Origin of the sequence: Streptomyces sp. NPDC051286 (genome assembly GCF_044455345.1) — a bacterium.
Taxonomy (GTDB): domain Bacteria; phylum Actinomycetota; class Actinomycetes; order Streptomycetales; family Streptomycetaceae; genus Streptomyces.
This window is the reverse complement of record NZ_JBITER010000022.1, coordinates 95777-118867: the sequence shown is the minus strand read 5'-3', so window position 1 is coordinate 118867 and position 23091 is coordinate 95777. Positions and strand designations below refer to the sequence as shown.

22 protein-coding genes and 1 tRNA gene are annotated in these 23091 nt (G+C 69.2%); 2 read left to right on the top strand and 21 right to left on the bottom strand.

The window, feature by feature from the left end; all coding sequences use genetic code 11:
* Positions 1 to 14 precede the first annotated feature (14 nt).
* The 20 genes from ACIBB8_RS22700 to ACIBB8_RS22605 all read right to left on the bottom strand — a co-directional run bounded on the left by ACIBB8_RS22700 (position 15) and on the right by ACIBB8_RS22605 (position 20708).
* Positions 15 to 830, bottom strand: coding sequence for a F0F1 ATP synthase subunit delta (locus tag ACIBB8_RS22700; RefSeq protein ID WP_398954790.1), 816 nt, complete (start codon positions 828 to 830; stop codon positions 15 to 17).
* Positions 827 to 1372 (bottom strand): F0F1 ATP synthase subunit B, encoded by a 546-nt coding sequence (locus tag ACIBB8_RS22695; protein ID WP_398954788.1) that lies wholly within the window; start codon positions 1370 to 1372, stop codon positions 827 to 829. Before ACIBB8_RS22695 ends, ACIBB8_RS22700 begins: the two co-directional genes overlap by 4 nt.
* A gap of 37 nt (positions 1373 to 1409) precedes the next feature.
* A complete protein-coding gene (locus ACIBB8_RS22690) occupies positions 1410 to 1661 on the bottom strand; it encodes an ATP synthase subunit C (RefSeq protein ID WP_037689279.1) in 252 nt (83 codons plus the stop codon).
* Between the two features lie 68 nt (positions 1662 to 1729).
* Positions 1730 to 2566 (bottom strand): F0F1 ATP synthase subunit A, encoded by an 837-nt coding sequence (gene atpB, locus ACIBB8_RS22685; protein WP_398954824.1) that lies wholly within the window; start codon positions 2564 to 2566, stop codon positions 1730 to 1732.
* 210 nt (positions 2567 to 2776) lie between these two features.
* Positions 2777 to 3214, bottom strand: coding sequence for a hypothetical protein (locus tag ACIBB8_RS22680; RefSeq protein WP_398954786.1), 438 nt, complete (start codon positions 3212 to 3214; stop codon positions 2777 to 2779).
* Positions 3215 to 3476: 262 nt separating this feature from the next.
* Positions 3477 to 4862, bottom strand: a complete 1386-nt coding sequence (locus ACIBB8_RS22675) for an MraY family glycosyltransferase (protein WP_398954784.1) — start codon at positions 4860 to 4862, stop codon at positions 3477 to 3479.
* Between the two features lie 92 nt (positions 4863 to 4954).
* Complete coding sequence (glyA, locus tag ACIBB8_RS22670; protein WP_398954782.1) at positions 4955 to 6220, bottom strand: serine hydroxymethyltransferase; 1266 nt, start codon at positions 6218 to 6220, stop codon at positions 4955 to 4957.
* Between the two features lie 89 nt (positions 6221 to 6309).
* Positions 6310 to 6951 (bottom strand): protein-tyrosine-phosphatase, encoded by a 642-nt coding sequence (locus tag ACIBB8_RS22665; protein ID WP_398954781.1) that lies wholly within the window; start codon positions 6949 to 6951, stop codon positions 6310 to 6312.
* Positions 6948 to 7595 carry an L-threonylcarbamoyladenylate synthase gene (locus ACIBB8_RS22660; protein ID WP_114246670.1) on the bottom strand — a complete coding sequence of 216 codons (648 nt, stop codon included), beginning with the start codon at positions 7593 to 7595 and terminating at the stop codon, positions 6948 to 6950. The genes ACIBB8_RS22665 and ACIBB8_RS22660 overlap by 4 nt, the downstream gene beginning before the upstream one ends.
* Positions 7596 to 7659: 64 nt before the next feature.
* On the bottom strand, positions 7660 to 8505 hold the full coding sequence (gene prmC, locus ACIBB8_RS22655) for a peptide chain release factor N(5)-glutamine methyltransferase (protein WP_358857407.1): 846 nt from the start codon (positions 8503 to 8505) through the stop codon (positions 7660 to 7662).
* Between the two features lie 40 nt (positions 8506 to 8545).
* Complete coding sequence (prfA, locus tag ACIBB8_RS22650; RefSeq protein WP_366133447.1) at positions 8546 to 9622, bottom strand: peptide chain release factor 1; 1077 nt, start codon at positions 9620 to 9622, stop codon at positions 8546 to 8548.
* Positions 9623 to 9774: 152 nt separating this feature from the next.
* Positions 9775 to 9999: a 50S ribosomal protein L31 gene (gene rpmE, locus ACIBB8_RS22645; protein ID WP_398954778.1), complete on the bottom strand. Its 225-nt coding sequence runs from the start codon at positions 9997 to 9999 to the stop codon at positions 9775 to 9777.
* Positions 10000 to 10181: 182 nt separating this feature from the next.
* On the bottom strand, positions 10182 to 11285 hold the full coding sequence (locus tag ACIBB8_RS22640) for an LCP family protein (protein ID WP_398954776.1): 1104 nt from the start codon (positions 11283 to 11285) through the stop codon (positions 10182 to 10184).
* Between the two features lie 371 nt (positions 11286 to 11656).
* On the bottom strand, positions 11657 to 13651 hold the full coding sequence (gene rho / locus ACIBB8_RS22635) for a transcription termination factor Rho (RefSeq protein WP_398954774.1): 1995 nt from the start codon (positions 13649 to 13651) through the stop codon (positions 11657 to 11659).
* Between the two features lie 384 nt (positions 13652 to 14035).
* Positions 14036 to 14953, bottom strand: coding sequence for a homoserine kinase (gene thrB / locus ACIBB8_RS22630; protein WP_398954772.1), 918 nt, complete (start codon positions 14951 to 14953; stop codon positions 14036 to 14038).
* A 259-nt stretch (positions 14954 to 15212) separates the two neighbouring features.
* Complete coding sequence (gene thrC, locus ACIBB8_RS22625) at positions 15213 to 16283, bottom strand: threonine synthase (protein ID WP_398954770.1); 1071 nt, start codon at positions 16281 to 16283, stop codon at positions 15213 to 15215.
* Positions 16284 to 16289: 6 nt separating this feature from the next.
* Complete coding sequence (locus tag ACIBB8_RS22620; RefSeq protein ID WP_398954768.1) at positions 16290 to 17591, bottom strand: homoserine dehydrogenase; 1302 nt, start codon at positions 17589 to 17591, stop codon at positions 16290 to 16292.
* Between the two features lie 96 nt (positions 17592 to 17687).
* The gene (gene lysA / locus ACIBB8_RS22615; protein ID WP_398954766.1) at positions 17688 to 19079 is read right to left on the bottom strand and encodes a diaminopimelate decarboxylase; all 1392 of its coding nucleotides are present in this window, start codon (positions 19077 to 19079) and stop codon (positions 17688 to 17690) included.
* Between the two features lie 26 nt (positions 19080 to 19105).
* Positions 19106 to 20170, bottom strand: coding sequence for an ArgS-related anticodon-binding protein NrtL (gene nrtL / locus ACIBB8_RS22610; protein WP_398954764.1), 1065 nt, complete (start codon positions 20168 to 20170; stop codon positions 19106 to 19108).
* Between the two features lie 55 nt (positions 20171 to 20225).
* The gene (locus ACIBB8_RS22605; RefSeq protein WP_398954762.1) at positions 20226 to 20708 is read right to left on the bottom strand and encodes a response regulator; all 483 of its coding nucleotides are present in this window, start codon (positions 20706 to 20708) and stop codon (positions 20226 to 20228) included.
* Between the two features lie 207 nt (positions 20709 to 20915).
* Here ACIBB8_RS22605 and ACIBB8_RS22600 point away from each other — a divergent pair.
* Positions 20916 to 20987, top strand: a tRNA-Arg gene (locus tag ACIBB8_RS22600).
* 319 nt (positions 20988 to 21306) lie between these two features.
* Positions 21307 to 21498, top strand: coding sequence for a hypothetical protein (locus ACIBB8_RS22595; protein ID WP_398954760.1), 192 nt, complete (start codon positions 21307 to 21309; stop codon positions 21496 to 21498).
* A gap of 153 nt (positions 21499 to 21651) precedes the next feature.
* Here the strand turns inward: ACIBB8_RS22595 and ACIBB8_RS22590 are convergent, their stop codons facing one another.
* Complete coding sequence (locus ACIBB8_RS22590) at positions 21652 to 22992, bottom strand: DUF2254 domain-containing protein (protein ID WP_398954758.1); 1341 nt, start codon at positions 22990 to 22992, stop codon at positions 21652 to 21654.
* Positions 22993 to 23091: the final 99 nt, after the last annotated feature.

Sequence of the window (23091 nt, the reverse complement as noted above, 5' to 3'; positions counted from 1 at the left end):
CTGCGCTGCGCTCGTCAGCCGGCCATGCGACGGGTCGCCTCGTCGAGGCGCTCCGCGATGGTGCCGTTGATGACCTCGTCACCGACCCGCACCGAGATCCCGCCAAGGACCGTCGGGTCCACGTCGAGGTTCAGGTGCATCGGCCGACCGTAGATCGTCGCCAGTGCGGCGCCGAGGCGCTGCTTCTGCTGATCGCTCAGCGGCACTGCCGACGTGACCACGGCGACCATGCGGTCCCGGCGCTCCGCGGCAAGCTTGGAGAGGGACTCGAGTCCCGCTTCCAGGCTACGTCCACGCGGCTGGGTGACAAGCCGCACGACGACGCGCTCGGTGGCGGGCCGCGCCTTGCCGCCGAGCAGGCTGCGCAGCAGCTCGCTCTTGGCGGCGACGGACGCGGACCGGTTGGTGAGCGCGGCGCGCAGCTCCTTGTCGGCAGCCACGATCCGGCCGAACCGGAACAGCTCGTCCTCGACGTCGTCGAGGTCTCCGCTGCGCTGGGCGCCGGTGAGGTCTGCGATGTTCGCCAGTTCCTCGACCGAGTCGACCAGGTCACGCGACTGCGACCAGCGGGAGCGGACCATGCCGGAGATCAGGTCGACGGTCTCGCCGCCCACCTGACCGCGCAGCAGTCGTCCGGCCAGCTCGGCCTTGGCCTCGCCGGCCTGCGACGGGTCGGTCAGGACCCGCCGCAGCGATACCTCGCGCTGGAGCAGCGCCGTTACGGCGGCCAGCTCCTCGGCGAGCTTCGCCGCGTCGACCGACGTGTGGTCGGTCAGCGCGTCGAGACGCTCACGTGCGGCAGCCAGTGCCTCGCGGCTCGCGCCGTTCATCGGACAGCCTCGGCCTTCGCCTCGAGCTCATCGAGGAAACGGTCGACGGTGCCGCTCTGCCGGGCGTGGTCCTCGAGGGACTCGCCGACGAGCTTGCCGGCCAGGTCGGTGGCGAGCTTGCCCACGTCCTGACGCAGCGCGGAGGCCGCGGCCTTGCGGTCGGCCTCGATCTGGGCGTGACCGGCAGCGATGATCTCCTCGCGCTGCCGCTGGCCTTCCGCCCGCATCTCCTGCAGGATCACGGCACCCTGCTCCTGCGCCTCCTGGCGCAGGCGCGCGGCTTCGTGGCGGGCCTCGGCGAGCTGAGCCTTGTACTGCTCAAGCACGCTCTGGGCCTCGGTCTGGGCCGCATCGGCCTTTTCGATACCGCCTTCGATGGCCTCGCGGCGCTCTTCCAGAACCTTGTTGATGTTCGGGAGGAGCTTCTTGGCGAGGAAGCCGAAGACGATGGCAAAGGCGATGAAGCCAATGACGAGCTCAGGGACCGGCGGGACAAGCGGGTTTTCCGGCTTCTCCGCCGCGAGCTGAACCAGAGGGTTCACGTCAGTGCCTTCCGTCGAATGGTCTGTTCGCGACCGGTCAGGAGGTCGGGTAGACGAACGGCATGACCAGACCGATCAGGGCGAGCGCCTCACAGAAGGCGAAGCCGAGAATCTGGTTGGCGCGGATCAGGCCGGCCGCCTCGGGCTGACGGGCGAGCGCCTGGGTGCCGTTACCGAAGATGATGCCGACGCCGACGCCGGGGCCGATCGCGGCGAGGCCGTAACCGATGGAGCCGAGGTTGCCCTTGATTTCGACGCTGGTGGCGGCGAGGGTCTGGAGAGCAGACATGCCGGTTCTTCCTTCTCTTTCTTGGTCCGGTGGGGGTTGGCCACCGGGTGCTTCAGGAGGTGGGGTGCTCAGTGGCCCTTGGCGAGAGCGCCCTGGATGTAGCTGCAGGTCAGCAGGACGAACACATAGGCCTGGACAGCCTGGATGAAGAGCTCGAAGGCGGTCATCACGATGACCATCACGAACGAGACACCCGCGTAGGCGATGCCGATGCCGTTGAGCAGGTACCAGCTGGCGATCGTGAAGAGCAGCAGCAGGGTGTGGCCCGCGAACATGTTGGCAAAGAGCCGGACGGCGTGCGTGAACGGCCTGACGAGCAGGTTCGAGAAGAGCTCGATGGTCATCGAGAGCGGCAGGACGCCGCCGAGGCTCTTGTCGTAGCCCGTGAAGTTCTTGAAGGCTCCGACGAAACCGTGCTTCTTGAAGGTCAGGGAGACCCACAGGATGTACACGATCCCGGCAAGCACGGCCGGGTAGGAGATGATCGCCGTCACGGGGAACTGGGCGACCGGGATGATGGACCAGAGGTTCATCATCCAGACGAAGAAGAACAGGGTGACGACCAGCGGGACGTACTTCTCGCCCTCGCGCTTGCCGATCGTCTCGTAGACGACGCCGCGGCGGATGAAGTCGTAGCCGGACTCGGCCACCATCTGCAGCTTGCCCGGGACGATCTTCGGCCTGGCGAAAGCAGCCCAGAAGAAGCCGACGATGATGATCGAGCCGAGCAGCGCCAGCAGCATCGTCTTGTTGAAGTACAAGTTGCTGTCCGCGTCGCCCCAGAGGGGCTTGAACAGGAACGAGTGCAGGCCGGGAGCCGGGAAACCACAACCGGAGAAGATGTGGCAATCGGTCTCGAAGGCGAGCACCTGTGTCGGGTCAGCACTCACCGCGGGCTCCTTCAGCGTGGCGCATAGGTACGGCAACCTCGTTGTGTCGGCGCGGCGCGCAGCCGCGGTTCGGCACTGGACTGGTGTAACGGATGTGTGGGCGGCAGTCAGGCATTGAGCCTCGCGATCGAGCAGGCGTCAGCTCACATGCCCGCGCCCGCAGTGCCGCAGTTGGAACCGGACGATAGCAGGGTCGTGAACCCGCACTTATCCCGCCCCTACCCTTCACGACTTCGAACCCGTGTTTTTGGGCTTTTCACCCTTGTCGGCCTCAGGTTCGACGTACAGGATCTTGGCCTTCATGTGTGCGCGCGTCTGTGCGGCGATCCACACGAGCGTGGTCGCGACCAACGTGATCGCAAAGGCCTTCGGGTTGAACATCGTGGTGTTCTTGAAGGCCGCGACGAAGATGAACAGCAACAGGAGCTGCGCCGTGTAGAGCATCAGCCCCATCGCCTGGAACAGCTGCGGGAAGGACTTGGCCGTCCGTTGCAGGACCACGAGTCCGATCCCCATGAAGAGAATCACCACGATCGTCCCGACGATCGCGCCCAGGGCTCCCTTGCCGCCGGCCACGCCAGCGCTGATCGCGGCGGCAACAGCACCGGCGACAGCGGTGGGTACGGCGACTTGGAGGAGACTCCGGGCGTCGTTGGACGGCATGGCGGCAGCTCCGCTTGCAGGGGGTGGGCAGTGTGTCGTCATGGACGATCGTAGGCCCGGTCCGAGTCGATACCTCGGGCCGATGGACGGTCTCACCGGGGTCCTTCGGCCGTGTCACCGGGCTTAGTGAACGGTATCACAAACTATTTGATGAGGTCTTTACTAAGAAAGTGTGCTTGCTGTCACACATGAGAGTTGCTCCGCGCGTGTGAGCAAGACAACTCGACACCCTGTCCTGTATTGCCCTCCGATGCCCGAATCGTCAGCGGGCGGAATCAGCCTTACGACTTTCCGTAGAACGCGAACGGGGTCCGATCGCGGTCGCTCCGTTGACGCCGGAGACACCGATGACGACGCGTGCCGGCTCCGGCGGCTCGTGCTCACCCTGCCCCATCTGCGGTTCCCGGGGCTCCTGTTGCGCCTCGTATGCGACCGAGGGCGCGGCTCCGGAACTCTTGCCCCGCTGGTCCCAGCGGCGGTAGCGGGGCGGCACGAAGCGCTCCGCCCAGCGCGGGGCGCGCGGTGTGAAGCGGGGCATCAGCAGCAGGACCAGACCCACCGCGCTCAGCCCCACGATCACCAGCGCGATCCACAGCGACGTCGAGTGCACGGAGTAGCCGACCGCACCGAAGGCGATCAGGGCCGACCAGAAGTACATGATCAGCACGGCCCTGCTGTGCGAATGGCCGATCTCCAGCAGCCGGTGGTGCAGATGACCGCGGTCCGCGGCGAACGGCGACTGGCCCTTCCAGGTGCGCCGGACGATCGCCAGCACCAGGTCCGCGGCCGGGATCGCGATGATCGTCAGCGGCAGCAGCAGGGGAATGAAGACCGGCAGCATCGCGTGCGTGGCCTCTCGCTCGCTGCCCGCGAAGAGCTTCATCGCGTCCGGGTCAACCTGCCCCGTGACAGAAATCGCACCGGCGGCCAGCACGAGACCGATCAGCATCGAGCCGGAGTCACCCATGAAGATCCGGGCAGGATGCATGTTGTGCGGCAGGAAGCCGAGGCACATGCCCATCAGGATCGCTGTGAAGAGCGTCGCGGGGGCGGCCGCCTCGATCATGTGCCCGTACCAGAGCCGGTACGTGTAGAGGAAGAACGCGGCAGAGGCGATGCACACCATGCCGGCCGCCAGGCCGTCCAGGCCGTCGACGAAGTTGACCGCGTTGATCGTGATGACGACCAGCGCGACGGTGAGCAGCGTGCCCTGCCACTGGGTGAGCGCGACCGTGCCGACGCCGGGGATCGGCAGCCACAGGATCGTCAGCCCCTGGATGACCATGACCGCGGCAGCGATCATCTGCCCGCCGAGCTTGATCAGCGCATCAATCTCGAACTTGTCGTCGAGGACGCCGATCAGCCAGATCAGCGCGGCACCGGACAGCAGCGCCCGCGGTTCGCTGGACAGCTGGAACACACTGTCGAGGTTGTACAGATGGGCCGCGACGATCAGTCCGGCGCACAGCCCGCCGAACATGGCGATGCCACCGAGCCTCGGTGTCGGTTCTCGGTGGACGTCACGCGCACGGATCGCGGGCATCGCCCCGACCGCGATGGCGAACTTCCGCACCGGGCCGGTGAGCAGATAGGTCACCGCGGCCGTGACACAGAGCGTCAGCAGGTAATCACGCACGGGCTGCCCCACAGATATCGCCGGCCATCTCAGCCCACACCTTAACTACGTCGGCCTCATGGTTGAGGACACGGAGGTACCGGTGATGGTTGCATGCACCACGTCTACCCCGGATAGGGGGGATATTTCCCGGCCAGTTCCCTCACCTCGGCGCGGACGTCGCCTTCCTCGCGTACCGCAGCCGCGAAGAGCACCGCGAGCCGTGCCATGTCGGTGACGTTCATGCCCTGGGTGGTGACCGCGGCAGTGCCGAGTCTGATGCCCCGGGCGTCCCCGTAAGGCAGCGCGCAGGTGTCCAGCACCATGCCCGCCGCCGCGAGCCGTTCGCGGGCGGTGCGGCCGTCGACGCCCAGTGGCGCCGGATCCGCGACGATCAGGTGGGTGTCCGTGCCGCCGGTGGTCACCTCGAACCCCTCGGCCACCAGACCGGCCGCCAGAACCCGGGCGTGTGCCACCACCTGATGGGCGTACGCGGCGAACGCCGGTGTCGCCGCCTCGCCGAACGCGACCGCCTTCGCCGCGACCGTGTGCATCTGCGCGCCGCCCTGGGTGAACGGGAAGACCGCCCGGTCGATCCGCTCGGCCAGCTCCGATCCGCACAGGATCATGCCGCCGCGCGGCCCCCGCAGCACCTTGTGCGTGGTGGCGCACACCACGTCGGCGTACGGGACGGGACTGGGCGCCGCTCCCCCGGCGATCAGCCCCATCGGGTGCGCGGCGTCCGCGATCAGATACGCGCCGACCTCGTCGGCGATCTCGCGGAACAGCTTGTAGTCGGGATGGCGGGGGTACGAGATCGAGCCGCTGACGATCGCCTTGGGCCGGTGTGCCCGGGCCAGGGTGCGCACCTGCTCGTAGTCGATCAAGCCGCTCTCCGAGTCGACCCCGTACCCGACGAACTCGAACCATCGGCCGGAGAAGTTGGCGGGCGAGCCATGGGTGAGGTGTCCGCCGTACGGGAGTCCCATCGCGAGCACCGTGTCGCCGGGGCGCAGCAGGGCCGCGTACGCCGCCAGGACGGCCGAGGAGCCGGAGTGCGACTGAACGTTCGCGTGCTCGGCGCCGAAGAGCGCAGTGGCCCGCTGGACGGCGATGAGTTCGGCGGCGTCGGCCAGCTCGCAGCCGCCGTGATGGCGGGCGCCGGGGTATCCCTCGGCGTACTTGTTGGCGAGCGGCGAGCCGAGGGCGGCGAGTACCGCGGGCGAGGTGAAGTTCTCGGCGGCGATCAGCTGCAGCGTGCTCGACTGCCGGTGCAGCTCCCCCAGCAGCACGTCGGCGATTTCCGGATCTCCTCGGAGCAGAGCGCCGAAATCCTGCGGCAGGGCTGTGACGGGGGCGGAGGAGGGTGGGGCGGGACTGGTGACCGACATCTGACGGCTCCGGGCCTGGGGAGGGGGATGCGTTGGCGTCGGATCCAATGTAGGCCGGTACGCGTGCGCCCGCCCGCTGCCCGGGCGCGTCAGTGCGGGGCCGGTACGCCCGTCAGTGCGGTGACCACCGGGTCGAGCGCCTGGTTGATCTCGTCGCCGATGGAACGGAAGAACGTGATCGGGGCACCGTACGGGTCGTAGACCTCGTCCGCCTCGGCAGTGGGGGCCAGCAGCCAGCCACGCAGCGCGGCGGCCGCACGGACCAGCGCACGGGCGCGTTCGACGACACCCTCGTCGCGCGGGTCGGGCAGCGTCGCGGGGTCTATGGCCCGGACCAGCCGGGTGAATTCCTTGAGCGTGAACGTCCTCAGGCCGGCCGAGTGACCCATCGAGATCACCTGGGCGCGGTGGTCCCGGGTGGCGGTCAGGACGAGGTCGGCGCGGATCACGTGCTCGTCGAGGAGCTCGCGGCCGACGAAGCCGGTGGCATCGGCGCCGAAGTCGGCGAGGACGATCTCGGCGTTGGTTTCCATCGGGGCGCCTTCGTGCCCCCAGGTGCCCGCGCTCTCCACGATCAGCCCGCCGCTCAGCGGGTCGCCGAGCCGGTCCACCAGGGCATGGCGGGTCAGCCGCTCGGTGATCGGCGAGCGGCAGACGTTGCCGGTGCTGACGTGGAGGATGCGGAAGGTGTCGGTCCGCCCCGCTATGCCACGCCCCTCAGGGGCGGTCAATTGGCCACCTCGAGGTCCGGTACCACCTTGCGGAGTTCTTCGACGGAGAGAGCTCCGGCCCGCAACAGGACCGGGACCTTGCCGGTGACGTCGACGATCGAGGACGGCACGATGCCGGGGGTCGGGCCGCCGTCGAGGTAGACGGAGACGGAGTCGCCGAGCATCTCCTGGGCGGCGTCGCAGTCCTCGGGAGCCGGGTGTCCGGTGAGGTTGGCGCTGGAGACGGCCATCGGGCCGACCTCGGTGAGCAGTTCTATGGCGACCGGGTGCAGCGGCATCCGGATGGCGACGGTGCCGCGGGTGTCGCCGAGGTCCCACTGGAGCGAGGGCTGGTGCTTGGCGACGAGCGTGAGGGCTCCCGGCCAGAAGGCGTCGACGAGCTCCCAGGCCTGCTCGGAGAAGTCCGTGACGAGGCCGTGCAGAGTGTTCGGGGAGCCGATCAGGACAGGGGTCGGCATGTTGCGGCCGCGGCCCTTGGCGTCGAGCAGGTCGGCGACACCCTCGGAACTGAAGGCGTCGGCACCGATCCCGTACACGGTGTCGGTGGGCAGCACGACCAGTTCTCCGCGGCGGACGGCGGACGCGGCTTCACGCAGACCCGTCGTACGGTCGGTCGCGTCGTTGCAGTCGTATCGCCGAGCCATCAGCCGGCCTCCTCAAGCATGTACGGGTATGGCGGGTACGGGTCGTGCGGGTGCGGGGCGCCGGTCACGGCATGGCCTTGCGGGCCGTCGCGAACCGGGGCCGTCGGTTCAGATCGGGGTGGTCGGCCGCGTCGGCCCAGCCCCGCTCCTCGGTGAAGATCCACGGCACCTGGCCGCCCTGGGTGTCGGCGTGCTCGATGACGACGAGGCCACCGGGGCGCAGCAGGCGGTGCGCGGTGCGTTCAAGGCCGCGGATGGTGTCGAGGCCGTCCTCGCCGGAGAAGAGCGCCATCTCCGGATCGTGGTCACGGGCCTCGGGTGCCACGTACTCCCACTCGGTGAGCGGGATGTACGGCGGGTTGGAGATGACCAGGTCGACCTGGCCGTCGAGCTCGGGAAGGGCCGTCAGAGCATCTCCGCGGTGCACGGTGACCCGAGACCCCTCGGCGTTCTTCCGCGTCCATCTGAGGGCGTCCTCGGAGAGCTCCACGGCGTGCACGCGCGAGCGCGGCACCTCCTGGGCCATAGCGAGGGCGATGGCGCCCGATCCCGTGCACAGGTCGACGATCAGCGGCTCGACGACGTCCATCGCCCGGACGGCGTCTATCGCCCAGCCGACGACCGACTCGGTTTCCGGGCGGGGCACGAAGACACCGGGGCCGACCTGGAGCTCCAGGTAGCGGAAGAAGGCGCGGCCGGTGATGTGCTGGAGCGGTTCGCGGGCCTCGCGGCGGGCGATGGTCTCCCAGTACCGGGCGTCGAAGTCCTCGTCCGGCACCAGGTGCAGCTCGCCCCGCTTGACGCCGTGCACGAACGCGGCGAGTTCCTCCGCGTCGAATCGCGGCGAGGGTACACCGGCGTCGGCCAGCCGCTGGGTGGCCTGAGCCACCTCGGCGAGCAGCAGGTTCATCGCGGTTCTCCGTACGGGTTTACGGGCGGGGCGGGCGTTCTTATGCGGCGGCGAGCTTGGCGGCGGAGTCGGCGTCGACACAGGCCTGGATCACGGCGTCCAGCTCCCCGTCGAGCACCTGGTCCAAGTTGTACGCCTTGAAGCCGACGCGGTGGTCCGAGATCCGGTTTTCCGGGAAGTTGTACGTGCGGATCTTCTCGGAACGGTCGACGGTACGCACCTGACTGCGCCGGACGTCCGAGGCTTCCTGCTCGGCCGCTTCCTGGGCCGCGGCAAGCAGTCGCGAACGCAGGATACGCATCGCCTGCTCCTTGTTCTGGAGCTGGCTCTTCTCGTTCTGGCAGGAGGCGACCACACCGGTCGGCAGATGCGTGATGCGGACGGCGGAGTCCGTGGTGTTGACGGACTGGCCGCCGGGGCCCGAGGACCGGTAGACGTCGATACGGAGATCGTTGGCGTGGATCTCGACGTCGACCTCCTCCGCCTCGGGCGTGACGAGCACACCGGCGGCGGAGGTGTGGATACGGCCCTGCGACTCGGTGGACGGCACGCGCTGCACGCGGTGCACCCCGCCCTCGTACTTCAGCCGGGCCCACACGCCCTGGCCGGGCTCGGTGGCGCCGTTGCCGCCCTTGGTCTTCACCGCGACCTGGACGTCCTTGTAGCCGCCGAGCTCGGACTCGGTGGAGTCGATGATCTCGGTCTTCCAGCCGATGCGCTCGGCGTACCGCAGATACATGCGCAGCAGATCGCCGGCGAAGAGGGCCGACTCGTCGCCGCCCGCGCCCGCCTTGATCTCCAGGAGCACGTCCTTGTCGTCACTGGGGTCGCGTGGGACCAGGAGGAGGCGGAGCTTCTCGGTGAGCTCCTCGCGCTGCTTCTCCAGGTCCTTGACCTCGGCGGCGAACTCGGGGTCGTCCGCGGCGAGCTCGCGGGCGGTTTCGATGTCGTCACCGGCCTGCTTCCAGGAACGGTACGCACCGACGATCGGGGTCAGCTCGGCGTAGCGCTTGTTGAGCTTGCGCGCGTTGGCCTGGTCGGCGTGGACCGCGGGATCCGCGAGCTTCTTCTCGAGATCGGCCTGTTCGCCGATCAGTTCCTCGACCGCCTCGAACATCGGGGGCTCCTGGTTTTCTTTACTCGATATGCCTGCTGAACGGCGTTGTGCTGTCCGGGCGAGGTCCGGGAGACCCCGTACACCCGGCCGGAAAAAAACGCCGGCCTCGGCGCCCCCGGGAAGAGGGCGCCAAGGACCGGCGCAAGAGCTCGCTACTTGTTGGCGGAGCCTGCAGCCTTGCCGAAGCGGGCCTCGAAGCGGGCCACACGGCCACCGGTGTCGAGGATCTTCTGCTTGCCCGTGTAGAACGGGTGGCACTCGGAGCAGACGTCGGCGCGGATGTTGCCGCCGTCGATGGTGCTCCGGGTGGTGAACGACGCGCCACAGGTGCAGCTGACCTGCGTTTCGACGTACTCGGGGTGGATGTCGCGCTTCAAGGGTGTCTCCTAGGTTCGGGAGGGCGCCGGGTCGCATGCGCGGATTTGCGCATCCGTGAACCGGGGCCGACGTACCAGTCTGCCAGGACCAGCCGTATCTCCCAAAACCGGGGGCGGGCCGCAACTATTCCCGACCGTTCGGGAACACATCGCGCGTGTCCTGTCACTGATCTGCCGGAGGTCTACTGGACGACCTTGCCGGCCACGCCCTTGTCGCCCGCCGACTTCTCGGTGGCGGAGGCCGGAATCGGCTTGTCGTGCTTGAGGGCGGTCCACACCTGCTGCGCGGACTCCTCCAGCGGAATGACGCGGTTCGGGTTGGCCGGGTCGTACTGCACGGGCATCGTCACCATGGTGACGTTCTTCGGGCCGAGCCCCTTGAGACCGGTGGCGAAGCCGGTGAGCTTCTGGACCGAACCCAGGTCGGAGTCGGTGGTGACGGCCTGAGTCGCCGTGTCCGCGAGGTCGAACAGGGTCTTCGGGTTCGAGAACACCCCGACGCTCTTCACCTGTTCCATCAGCGCCTTGATGAACGCCTGCTGGAGCTGGATGCGGCCGAGGTCACTGCCGTCGCCGACGCTCTTGCGGGTGCGGACCAGGCCGAGCGACTGCTCCCCGTCGAGGGTGTGGGTGCCGGGCTGCAGATGCAGATGGCTCTTGGAGTCGTCGATCGCCTGCGTGGTGGTGATCTTGACTCCGCCGAGCTGGTCGATGAGCTTCTTGAAGCCGGTGAAGTCGACCTCGACGTAGTGGTCCATGCGGATGCCGGACATCGACTCGACGGTTTTGACCGCGCAGGCCGGTCCGCCGACCTCGTACGCCGTGTTGAACATCGCGCGCTGCTGGCCCGCGACCGTCTCACCGGTGGTGTCGCTCGTGCAGTCGGGGCGGGTGACGAGGGTGTCGCGCGGGATGGAGACAACGCTGGCCGTCTTGTGGCCCTTGTTGACATGCACGACCATCGCGGTGTCCGAGCGGGCGGTGCCTTCGTCCACGCCGTACGCGGAGTTCGCGCCGGAGCGGGAGTCGGAGCCGAGGACGAGAATGTCCTCCGAGCCGTTGTCGACGTTGACGGGGCGGTTCTTGCCGAGCGCGGCGTTGATGTCGACGGCCTTGAGATTGTCGTTGAGCTTCACGTACGCGTATCCCAGCCCCGCACCGCCGACGACGACCACACCGGCCGCGGTCCAGGCGGCTATGACCGCGGCCCTGCGGCGGCGGGACGGCTTCTTCCGGCGCTTGCCGGTGGCGCGTATCCGGGAGCTGCTCCCGCTCTGCCCGGTCATCCGTCTCCCTCGATCCTCGCTTGCTCCCGGCTACCCCTTGCTGTGGTGTTCGGGCACTGGTTGTGTCGCTCTGTCGCCACTTCGTACGACGCCGTGACTCGGAGAAGGGTTGCACAGCGACCTGTGATGCCCGTGTGGGCACGGCACCCGCACGCAGCGCCGGTGAACCGCAGGTGATTCCGCGCCCACCTGCGGTTTCTTGCCTGCTACAGCCAATTCGAGCCCAGGGGCGAAGCGGTCACCGTGTGGCGAAGGTCTCGGATCGGGCGGTTCGAACGAAACACCGGAGAAAAGGGCCGACCCCGTCACCGAGGTGACGGGGTCGGCCCTTTTGACGACCGGCGGTGCAGGACTGCCGGGACGGTACGAGGTCAGTCGTTGCCGTTGCCCGGGGCGGGCGTCGTCTTCTGGATCTGGAGCAGGAACTCCGCGTTGGACTGGGTCTTCTTCATCCGGTCCAGGAGCAGCTCGATCGCCTGCTGCTGGTCGAGCGCGTGGAGCACCCGGCGCAGCTTCCAGACAATCGCCAACTCGTCGCTGCCGAGCAGGATTTCTTCCTTACGGGTGCTGGACGCGTCGACGTCCACCGCCGGGAAGATGCGCTTGTCCGAGAGCTTCCGGTCGAGCTTGAGCTCCATGTTGCCGGTGCCCTTGAACTCCTCGAAGATCACCTCGTCCATGCGTGAGCCGGTCTCGACGAGCGCGGTCGCCAGGATGGTCAGCGAGCCGCCGTCCTCGATGTTGCGCGCGGCACCGAAGAAGCGCTTCGGCGGGTACAGCGCGGTCGAGTCGACACCACCGGACAGGATGCGGCCGGACGCCGGGGCCGCGAGGTTGTACGCACGGCCGAGGCGGGTGATCGAGTCCAGCAGGACGACCACGTCGTGACCCAGCTCGACGAGCCGCTTGGCACGCTCGATGGCCAGCTCGGCGACGGTGGTGTGGTCCTCGGCGGGACGGTCGAAGGTCGAGGAGATGACCTCGCCCTTCACCGACCGCTGCATGTCGGTGACCTCTTCCGGACGCTCGTCGACCAGGACGACCATCAGGTGGCACTCGGGGCTGTTGACGGTGATCGCGTTGGCGATCGCCTGCAGGATCATGGTCTTGCCGGTCTTCGGCGGGGCCACGATCAGGCCTCGCTGGCCCTTGCCGATCGGAGCGACCAGGTCGATGATCCGCGTCGTCAGGACGTTGGAGTCGGTCTCCAGACGGAGCCGGTCCTGCGGGTAGAGCGGGGTCAGCTTCTGGAACTCCGGGCGGCCGCGGCCGGACTCGGGCGCCATTCCGTTGACGGAGTCGAGGCGGACGAGCGCGTTGAACTTCTCGCGGCGCTCGCCGTCCTTGGGCTGGCGCACCGCACCGGTGACGTGGTCACCCTTGCGCAGGCCGTTCTTGCGGACCTGCGCGAGCGACACGTACACGTCGTTCGGGCCCGGCAGGTAGCCGGAGGTCCGGATGAACGCGTAGTTGTCGAGGATGTCCAGGATGCCCGCGACGGGGATCAGGACGTCGTCCTCGGTGACCGGCGGCGCGTCGCTCGCGAAGTCGTCGCGGCCACGGCGGCCACGACGGTCGCGGTAGCGGCCACGGCGGCCGCGACGGCCACCTGCCTCGTCGTCGTAACCGTCGTCCTGCGGGCCGCCGCCACCCTGCTGGCCCTGGCGCTGCTGGCGCTGGCCGCCCTGCTGACCCTGGCCACCGCCCTGCTCGTCGCCCTTGCCACGGCGGTCGCGCTGACGGTCACGGCGGTCGCCGCGCTCACCGCGGTCGCCACGCTCACCGCGCTGACCGCGGTCGCCCCGGCGGCCCTCGGCGGTGTCCACGGCGGCTTCGGCCTTCGCCTCGGAGCGGTCCTCGCTCTTCGGCTCGGCCGGCGTCTCCACCTTGGCCTCGACCGTGGGCTCCGTCTTGGTTTCCGGGCTGCCCGCCTGTGCGGTCGCACGGCGCCGACGACGCTCGCCCACGGGCTGGTCGTCACTGGCCGGCTGGCCGGGGATGTCGATCTGCTGCTGAGCCGTGGCCTTCTCGGCGGGCGCGGCGGCGGCCTCTTCCCCGGTGCGCGACTTGGAGGTGGTGCGCCGCTTGGGCTTGGTCTCGGCGGGCGCGGCAGCGGCCTTGGGCGCAGCACTGCCGGCCTGCGCCTCCTTGATGACCTCGATCAGCTGGCCCTTGCGCATCCGCGCAGTGCCCTTGATGCCGAGGCCGGACGCGACCTGCTGCAGCTCGGCCAGGACCATGCCATCGAGGCCGGTGCCGGAGCGGCGGCGCCGTGCGGTGGTGCCAGTGGCAGCACCTTCGGCGGGCGCGGCGCTGTCGACGGTCTTGTCGGCAGTGACGCCCATCAGATCGGTGGTGTCGCTCACGAAGGGTCCTTCCCTGGAGCGGACGTCGGCCTTCTGGCTCGGCGACCGGTTGTGCTGTCCGACTGCGGTCTATTGATCTTGCGGACCGTGCCGGGGCGGTGGTCCGCCGGGTACGGCGGAGAGATGAATGTGCAAGGGTCCGGCGCGAGCATCCCCCTGCTCGGCCCACTCCTGGACAAGCGAGGGGTGTCGTGCCGGTTCCGGAGCGTGCTCGAAACTGCTCAGGCAGGCTGCTCAGGCAGTTGGGGAGGCTCTCGGAAGAAATGGTGGCCCCGGAAAGGGACACGAAGCAACGCGCCACTTAGACGTCGGTTGCAGACTTGAGGTTAACACTACCGGCTCCAACAAACATTCCCCCTCTCACTCACCGGCAATCACTTCTCGCTACGAGGCGAGCGGCAGCACACTCGCGCCCGATGCGTCGAGAGTGAGCCGGTTGGCCGCCCATCCCTCGCCCGCCAGCCGTGCGACCTTGTCGGCCGCACCGTCCTCGGCCAGCGCGAGCACGGTCGGCCCGGCACCGGAGATGACTGCAGGGACGCCGTCGGCGCGCAGACGGTTGACTAGTTCCACGCTCTCCGGCATCGCCGGGGCGCGGTACTCCTGGTGCAGTCGGTCCTCGGTCGCGGCGAGCAGCAGCTCCGGGCGCCGGGTCATGGCCTCGACGAGGAGCGCCGCGCGGCCTGCGTTGAACGCGGCGTCGACGTGCGGGACGGTGCGCGGCAGCAGTCCGCGGGCGGTCTCGGTGAGCACCGGCTTGCCGGGGACGAAAACCACCGGAACGATGGAATCAGAGGGATCCATCCTGATCGCCCGGGCGGATCCGCCGTCCATCCAGGCCAGCGTGAAGCCGCCGAGCAGGCATGCGGCGACGTTGTCGGGGTGGCCCTCGATCTCGGTGGCGAGCTCCAGCAGCGCCGCGTCGTCGAGCCGGGCGTCGCCGCCGATGGTCACGGCGCGGGCCGCGACGATGCCGGCACAGATGGCGGCGGAGGAGGAGCCGAGGCCGCGCCCGTGCGGGATGCGGTTGGCGCAGACGATCTCCAGGCCGCGGGGCTGTCCGCCGAGCAGGTCGAAGGCGGTGCGCAGGGAGCGCACGAGGAGGTGACTCTCGTCGCGGGGCAGGGTGTCGGCACCCTCGCCGGCGATGTCGATGTGCAGCCCGGAGTCGGCGACGCGGACGACGACGTCGTCGTAGAGCCCCAGCGACAGGCCGAGGGTGTCAAAACCCGGGCCCAGGTTGGCGCTGGTGGCGGGGACGCGCACCCGGACGGCGGCGGCTCGGAAGGCGGGACCGGCCATCGCTTCGACGACTCTCCTTGTGAGGCAGCGGGGATGTGTTGCGGCGGGGATTGTGGCGGTGGATCTTTCGTAAGCCTGTGGAGAACCCGATGGCCACGACGGCAGCACCGCGGCAGGTGCGGCGTGGCAGGTTGGGTACAGCTTATCGAAGGAAGGTTCTGTCGCGACATAGGGCGCACAGGAGGCGCACGATGCGTGTCGCGCGCCTCCCATGCGCTCTCCGCTCCGGAAAGGGGCGATTGAGCTGCTGCTGTTCCGGTTACGCGAGGCCCAGCTTCTCCGCGGCGGTGGCCGCGTCGACCGGCACGGTGACCGGCTGCGGGGCACCGGCGACGGCCCAGTCGGGATCCTTCAGGCCGTTGCCGGTGACCGTGCAGACGATCTTCTGGCCCGGGTCGACCTTGCCCTCTTCGGCGGCCTTGAGCAGACCGGCGACCGACGCGGCCGAGGCGGGCTCCACAAAGACGCCCTCCTGGGAGGCCAACAGCCGGTAGGCGGCCAGGATCTGACGGTCCGTGACCTCGTCGATGAAGCCGCCCGACTCGTCCCGCGCGGCCAACGCGTACTGCCAGGAGGCCGGGTTGCCGATCCGGATCGCGGTGGCGATGGTCGACGGGTCCTTGACGACCTCGCCGCGGACGATGGGCGCGGAGCCGGACGCCTGGAAGCCCCACATGCGCGGCTTGTGCGTGGACATCGCGTCCGCCGCGTACTCCGTGTAACCCCTCCAGTACGCGGTGATGTTGCCCGCGTTGCCGACCGGCAGGACGTGGATGTCCGGGGCGTCGCCGAGCGCGTCGACAATCTCGAACGCCGCGGTCTTCTGGCCCTCGATCCGGACGGGATTGACCGAATTGACCAGAGCCACCGGGTAGTTGTCCGAGAGCGAGCGGGCCAGCGTCAGGCAGTCGTCGAAGTTGCCGTCGACCTGCAGGATCTTGGCGCCGTGGATGAGCGCCTGGCCCATCTTGCCGAGCGCGATCTTGCCCTGCGGCACGAGGACGGCGCAGACCATGCCGGCCCGCACCGCGTACGCGGCGGCGGAGGCGGAGGTGTTGCCGGTGGAGGCGCAGATGACGGCCCGCGCCCCCTCTTCCTTGGCCCGGGTGATCGCCATCGTCATCCCGCGGTCCTTGAAGGACCCGGTGGGGTTGGCGCCCTCCACCTTCAGGTGCACCTCGCAGCCCGTACGCTCGGAAAGGACCTGAGCGGGAACGAGCGGCGTACCACCCTCACGAAGCGTGACGACCGGCGTCGTGCTCGTGACCGGAAGGCGGTCCCGGTACTCCTCGATGATGCCGCGCCACTGGTGGGTGCCCTTGGTGGTCATGGGTCCTTACTCCCCTTCAACACGCATGATGCTGGCGACACCGCGCACGGTGTCGAGCTTGCGCAGCGCTTCGACGGTCGCCGAGAGGGCGGCGTCGGGCGCGCGGTGGGTGACGACGACGAGGGATGCCTCGCCGCCGACGTCCTGTCGGCCTTGCTGGCGGACCGTATCGATGGATACGCCCTGTTCGGCGAAGACCGTCGCGACCTGGGCGAGTACGCCAGGCTTGTCGGCCACGTCGAGGCTGATGTGGTACCGCGTGACGACCTCGCCCATGGGGCTGACCGGCAGACGCGTGTACGCGGATTCTCCGGGGCCGGTGGCCTCGCCGAGCTTGTTGCGGCAGACCGCGACCAGGTCGCCGAGGACCGCGGAGGCGGTCGGCGAGCCACCGGCGCCGGGGCCGTAGAACATCAGCTGCCCGGCGGCCTCAGCCTCGACGAAGACCGCGTTGTACGCCTCGCGGACGGAGGCCAGCGGGTGGCTGAGCGGGATCATCGCGGGGTGCACGCGCGCGGTGACGGACTGCCCGTCGGCGGCCCTCTCGCAGATGGCGAGGAGCTTGACGGTGCAGCCCATGCGGCGGGCCGACGCGATGTCGGCGGCGGTGACCTCGGTGATGCCCTCGCGGTGCACCTCACCGATCCTCACCCGGGTGTGGAAGGCGATCCCGGCGAGGATCGCGGCCTTGGCGGCGGCGTCGAAGCCCTCGACGTCGGCGGTCGGGTCGGCCTCGGCGTACCCGAGGGCGGTGGCCTCGTCGAGCGCCTCGGAGTAGCCGGCGCCGCTGGTGTCCATCCTGTCGAGGATGAAGTTGGTCGTGCCGTTGACGATGCCGAGCACCCGGTTGACCTTGTCGCCGGCGAGGGACTCGCGCAGCGGCCGTACGAGCGGAATGGCGCCGGCGACGGCTGCCTCGTAGTAGAGGTCCCGGCCGTGCTGCTCGGCGGCGGCGTGCAGTGCGGCGCCGTCCTCGGCGAGCAGCGCCTTGTTGGCGGAGACGACGCTCGCGCCGTGCTCGAAGGCGGTGGTGATGAGCGTGCGGGCGGGCTCGACGCCGCCGATGACCTCGATGACGACGTCGATGTCGCCCCGTTTGACCAGGGCGGTCGCATCGGTGGTGATGAGTGCGGGGTCGATGCCCTCGCGCACCTTGGAAGGGCGGCGGACGGCGACGCCGGCGAGCTCCACGGGCGCGCCGATGCGCGCGGCGAGGTCGTCGGCGTGCGTCGTCATGATGCGCGCCACCTCTGAGCCGACCACTCCACAGCCCAGCAGCGCCACCTTCAGCGGACGCGTACGCATCATCCGACCTCGTTTCTCATACATGCTCATGTGTGGACCAGTCTCACTCACCGGACGGACGTTTCTGCCACCCGTCCGGATCCTGAGACATATATTTCATCAACCGACATCGAGACGCAGGAGATCTTCCTCCGTCTCCCGCCGGACGATCACGCGCGCCTCTCCGTCACGCACGGCGACGACGGGCGGGCGCAGCGCGTGGTTGTAGTTGCTCGCCATGGCGCGGCAGTAGGCGCCTGTGGCGGGCACCGCGATCAGGTCGCCGGGCGCGAGGTCCGACGGCAGGAACGCGTCCTTGACCACGATGTCGCCGCTCTCGCAGTGCTTGCCGACGACGCGGACGAGCAGGGGCTCGGCGTCGGAGCGGCGGGAGACGAGCGCGACGGAGTACTCGGCGTCGTACAGCGCGGTGCGGATGTTGTCCGACATGCCGCCGTCGACGCTGACGTAGGTACGGAGCCCTTCGAGGTGCTTGACGGTGCCGACCTCGTACAGCGTGAACGCGGTGGGTCCGACGATGGCGCGCCCCGGCTCGACGGAGATCCGCGGGGTGGCGAGCCCGGCCGCCTCGCACTCGCGGGTCACGATGTCGCCGAGTGCCTTGGCGATCTCGTGCGGCTCGCGCGGGTCGTCGTCGGAGGTGTACGCGATGCCGAGACCACCGCCGAGGTCGATCTCCGGCAGCTCGATGCCGTGCTCGTCGCGCACCTCGGCGAGGAGCTGGACCACACGTCGGGCGGAGACCTCGAAGCCGGCCATGTCGAAGATCTGCGAGCCGATGTGCGAGTGGATGCCGACGAGTTCGAGCCCGTCGAGGCTGAGCGCCCGGCGGACCGCCTCGGCGGCCTCTCCCCCGGCCAGCGCGATGCCGAACTTCTGGTCCTCGTGCGCGGTGGCGATGAACTCGTGGGTGTGCGCCTCGACGCCGACGGTCACCCGGATCTGTACGCGCTGCCGCTTGCCGAGCCGCTGCGCGACGTGCGAGACCCGGACGATCTCCTGGAACGAGTCGAGCACGATCCGCCCGACTCCGGCCTCGATGGCGCGTTCGATCTCGGCGACGGTCTTGTTGTTGCCGTGGAAGGCGATGCGTTCGGCGGGCATCCCGGCGTCGAGCGCGATGGTCAGCTCACCACCGGAACAGACGTCGAGGTTGAGCCCCTCCTCCTGGAGCCAGCGCACGACGGCCCGCGACAGGAACGCCTTTCCGGCGTAGAAGACATCGGCGTCCCGCCCGAAGGCGTCGGCCCAGGCGCGGCAGCGGGCGCGGAAGTCGCTCTCGTCGAGGAAGTAGGCGGGCGTCCCGAATTCCTCGGCCAGCCGGGTCACTTCGATCCCGCCGACGGCGACGACGCCGTCGGCGTTGCGGGAGACGGTGCGGGCCCAGACCTTCTCGTCGAGGGCGTTGAGGTCGGCGGGCGGGGCTGCGTAGTGGCCCTCGGTCAGGACGTCGGCGTGACGGGGACCGGCGGGGTGTGCGGATCGGCTCATGGTGGTGCTCTGCTCTCTCAGGTCTCTCAGAGGACTTCGGGTGCGCTGATGCCGAGCAGGGACAGGCCGCCTGCGAGCACCGTCCCGGCAACTTCGGCAACGGCCAGCCGGGAGCGGTGGGCGGCCGAGGGTTTCTCGTCACCCTTGGGCAGCGGCGGGCAGGCGTCGTGGAAGTCGAAGAAGGCGTGCGCGATCTCTTCGAGCTGCCGGGCGAGCCGGTCGGGCGCGCGGTGACGTGCGGCGGTGACGAGAGCCTGGGGGTAGTCGGCCAGCGTACGCAGCAGTGCGGGGGCGTCGACGTCCTCGTCGTACGTCGCGGTGAATCCGAGAAGGGCCGCGCCGCGGGTGAGGGCGCAGACCCGGGAGCGGGCGTAACGGACCAGGAAGAGCGGGTTGCCGGTGCCCTGGACGAGCAGCTCCGCACCGAGCGGGGCGCGATCGTGCCCGGCCGGCCGCAGCAGTCCCCACCGGGTGGCGTCGGGACCGAGCCGCCGCAGCAGCTCCCCCGCACCGGCACCGGCGGGAACGGGCCGGATGGCGGTGAGCGGAGTCGGCGGCTTCCCCTGTGCGTCGACGTGTACGCCCAGCCGCGCCCAGTCCGGGTCGGGCGTCCCGTCACAACTGCTACGCACCAGCGCGCCCTGCGTTCGCGCGATCGCGCGCAGCGTGTGGGTGGTGACCGCCGCCCGGACCTCGCGGGCGTGGCTGAACCGGAGGATGTCTCCGGCGAGCGCGTCCCCGTACCCGTACCGGGCCCCTCGCGCCAGCACCTCACGGACGAGTGCCTCGCGCGCCCGGACATCGGCCGACGCGTCGAGGGTGAAGCTCAGGAACCCGGGCCCGGTGACGTCGACCCGCCCGATCCCGGGCGCACCGGCGACCCGGTCCCGCAGGATCTCGGCCACTTCCCTGGCCGGACGCGCGGCAGGCCCGGCCAACTGCAGTGCGACGGCACAGGCGTAGTCCCCGGTCCCGCCGGGCCTGGTCCTCTCCACCCGCACGCGCGCGGGCAGCGGCGCGCGCAGGACGTCCTCGTCGACCGCGCGACGCACGGCGTGCAGCACGGTCCTGGAGAGATCGGCGGGGGTCACGGGACAAGCGTATGGGAGGGAGGGGGGCCTTTCGCGACCCGGTTTCGCCATGCGGTCAGCCCGCGGCGCTCTCCGCCCTCCCGGCACGGTGTCTGCCGTCGATCGACGGCGGGGCCTCCCTGTTCGCCAACTGTCGTACGAGCCGCACCAGCTCGCTCGGCTCGAAGGGCTTCGCCAGGAAGGCATCGACCCGGGCGGCGACGCCGTTGTCCACCTCGTACTGCGTACCGGCGCTGATGATCGCGACAGGCAGCCGGCTGGTCCGGGGGTCGGAACGGAGCCGGGTGGCGGTCTGCAGACCGTCGAGCCGGGGCATGACGACATCAAGGGTGATCACATCCGGACAGACCTGATGCACCAGATCCAGACACTCGACACCATCGGCCGCGGTCACGACCTCGAAGCCCTCAAGCTCGAGATTGACCCTGATCAACTGCCGGATGACCTTGTTGTCGTCGACAACAAGCACGCGGCCACACGCCCCTGACACACTCCGAGGGTAGGTCGGGCGTAGGGGCTGCGTCCGTGTTTTGCCCATTTCCGGCCCCGGACGGGTGGCGGGCGGACGGCACATGGCCGACACGGCGGCCCTGCGGACGGACGCGCGACCGGGCCTGCGGCGCGGGGCACGGCGGCGGCGGGGCGCGGGGGTGACGCGCGGGGGCGGCCGCGCGGAAATACCTGTTCACGGACACCCGCCAGAAGCTGGTAGTGTTTCATTCGTCGCCAAGCAGTACGGCGACACGCCCCCGTAGCTCAGGGGATAGAGCATCGGCCTCCGGAGCCGGGTGCGCAGGTTCGAATCCTGCCGGGGGCACCCTTCATGAGGTGCCCAAAGACCCCGTCACCAGCGGAAACGCTGAGGTCGGGGTCTTCGCGTATGTGCAGGCGTATGCCGCTCGGAGCGGGCGTATGTCGGGGTCCGTGGACTATTCGTGGACAGGCGACAGGAGCTAAAACCCCAGGTCGGCAGGCGCGTCTTGCGCTGCGCTCTCTGCGTCCACGAGGCGCCGTTGCACGTCAGACACGAGGCTTCGGAGTCGCCCAGAATGCACGCCCTCCCACTCCATCCACTCCTCGAAGCGAGGGCGCAGATACCGCACCACGCCCAACCCATGGCGACGCAGCACTGAGCGATGGACCGAGATCTCCTCCTGGACCTCTCGCCGGAGATCATCGGTCCAGCCCTGTTCCCGGTCCTCCTCTCCCAGAGGAGCTTTGAGGGCGGCCACGGCTTCATCGAGGAGCAACAGCAAGTCCATAAGGTCTCCGAAGATCACAGGGTGCAACGCCCCGGTGATCCGGCGCCGCTGAGCGCGGCCGGCTGACATTCCGTCCCCGCAGCGGCTCCACCCTGCCCCGGTGCGTAGGACCACGCCTGCCAGACGAGCCGAGGACGTGGCACGGGAGGTCGCGCCGGGGGTCGGCGCAGGGGACAAGCCGTGGCGCTGCAGGACTGCCGGGATTGCCTGCCGACGTGGTCAGGGAGTTGGTGGCCCGTCTGGTCGGTTGTCGGGGGTGTGAACGGTCGAACGATTCCTGGCCACTTGCCGGCGCACGGCTTCCGCCTCCGCGTGGGCGAGGGCGAGGTCGGTCGGCTGCGCCACCTCTCGCTCGGCGTCGGCGATGACGATGCGGGCCTGTTCCTCGATCGCCGCCGACCGCTCGGCATCGTCGGCGACCACGGCGGCGCAGTTGTGCAGCAGGCGGAGCAGGGCATGGGCGACGGTCGGTTCACGGGCCCCGTAGCGTCGGATGAGCCCGCACATCACGGCGAGGTATTCCGGAAACCGCCGCCCGGGAATGATCACGGCGGCCCCGCCGGCGTCGCGGACGACGTGGTTGCCCAGGGGGCGCCGGGCGAGCACACAGAAGATCACGGACAGGTGGTCGATGGCCTGCACCGCCGTGTACGGATCGTTGACCGCCGGAGACAGCGCCTTGCAGGCGACGTCGACCAGTTGCCGGATTCCGAGCGCAGCGTCCTGTTCCAGGGTGCGCTCAAATCCGATACGGACGCCGGCGTCCATCACCTGCGAGAACTCCTGAGGGGCCGGAGCGGGATCATGCGGTGAAGCCCGCCAGATCCACGCCAGTGTCGTTCCCGCGACGACGTGTTCGCCCACCCGGGGCCGCAGCCGCAGACAGACACCGTGCTCGGCCGCGGTCCGCAGCAGCAGGTGCGGGCGCACCACCTGTACGTACCCGGAGCGGTGGGAGGCCATGGCCACGGCCCACTCCGGCACGTCGACGACATCCTCGCCACCCGCGAACACCCCATCGCGGATCACCCGGACGGTGTTGCGCTCCACCACACTCATGATCGCGTCGACCTGGATGGAGTGCACTAGATGGTCGGCGAAGAACACCAGCAGGCCGAGGCTGACGAACAGCAGGACGAGCGCGCCGCTCACCGCAAACCGGGGAAAGTTCTCGGAGCGACCCCCTCCCGAAACACCGACCGTGTAGAGACCGGCCGCGCTGTAGGCGAAGGTGGCCACGAAGACGCTGAGCACGATCTGATTGGGCCGGTCGCGGAGAAAGTTGCGCAGCAGCCGCGGCGAGAACTGGGTGGATGACAGTTGCAGCGCGACCACGGCCAGACCCAGCAGCACGGCGATGACCGTCACCATCGTCCCGGTGATCCCGATCAGCAGCGTCCGGGCATCGTCGGCGGTCCCCTGAAACGCCAGCGGCGAGCCCGAGCCGGTCTTGACGAGGGACAGCAGCGACCCGGTGACCAGTGCGGCCACCACGGACAGGGTGGGAAGCACCCACAGCGACCCGCGAACGTATTCGGCCAGCGCATCACGTCGGATCATGGGCAACCCCTGCACGTCGATGCTTGGCCGGGTATGGCCAGTATCCGACGTGCGCGTCGACTGTCCAAGTGATCACGCTCCCTGAGATCACGGCGTTCC